Below are 1,048 nucleotides of genomic sequence, written 5' to 3'. Positions count from 1 at the left end.
TTCGCGCATGGTTTCAATTGCCTTGGGGTTGACCCCGTGCGTTTCTACTCCGGCACTATACACCTCGGCTTTATCGGCAGCGAAGTACCGCATATAGCCCTCGGCGATTTGGCTTCTACAACTGTTTCCCGTGCAGAGAACCAAGATTTTTTTCTTCATGATTTATTGATTTAATATCGCCATTTATTTGCCAATGCTACCAGAGAAAGCATCACCGGCACTTCAATTAATACCCCCACTACGGTGGCTAAGGATGCTCCGGAGTTGAGTCCGAAAAGGGAAATAGCCACCGCAACCGCCAATTCAAAAAAGTTACTCGCACCAATCATCGCCGCGGGGGCGCATACGGCGTGGTTCAACTTTAGAAATCGACCGGCAAACCAAGTAATGAAAAAGATAAAATAGGTTTGAATGGTCAGAGGAACGGCGATAAGTAAAATATGGAAAGGCTTATCGATTATTTTGTCGCCTTGAAAAGCAAAAAGAAGAATTAGTGTGGTAAGCAATGCCACTATGGATACGGGTTTCAAAGTGGGCAGAAAGCGATTTTTAAACCAGTCTTCCCCTTTGCGATTCATTAGAATTTTATGACTGAGATAGCCGGCTGCGAGTGGAATTACCACAAATATCACCACCGAGGAAACAAGCACATCGTAGGGAATGCTAATGTTGGTAATGCCTAGCAAAAACCGAACGATGGGGATAAATGCAAAGAGCAGAATGATGTCGTTCACGGAGACTTGAATCAAAGTATAGTTGGCATCGCCTCTGGTGAGGTACGACCACACAAAAACCATTGCGGTACAGGGAGCTGCGCCCAGAATAATGGCGCCGGCAATGTATTGTTCAGCCATTTCCGGTTGTAAATATGCCGAAAAAACATTGTCGAAAAAAATCCAAGCGAAAAACGCCATGCTAAAGGGTTTGATTAACCAATTGACAACCACTGTTAGCCCGAGACCTTTCCAGTTTTTAGAAACGTGTKTAAGCGATGAAAAATCAATTTGCACCATCATCGGATAAATCATCAACCACACGAGAATGGCGA

General features: G+C 44.5%; 1 protein-coding gene and 1 pseudogene. Both read right to left on the bottom strand.

Going from position 1 to position 1,048, the window contains the following annotated elements:
- Positions 1 to 162 (bottom strand): annotated as a pseudogene (locus B9T16_RS28880) (arsenate reductase); the annotation flags it as partial.
- An 8-nt stretch (positions 163 to 170) separates the two neighbouring features.
- Positions 171 to 1,048, bottom strand: an 878-nt coding sequence (gene arsB / locus B9T16_RS28875) for an ACR3 family arsenite efflux transporter (protein ID WP_410246413.1), incomplete at its 5' end; no start/stop codon positions are given.

This window comes from Arthrospira sp. PCC 8006 (assembly GCF_046480465.1).
GTDB lineage: Bacteria > Cyanobacteriota > Cyanobacteriia > Cyanobacteriales > Microcoleaceae > Limnospira > Limnospira platensis.
The sequence above is the reverse complement of the archived record's forward strand: the minus strand, read 5'-3'. Positions and strand labels throughout refer to the sequence as shown.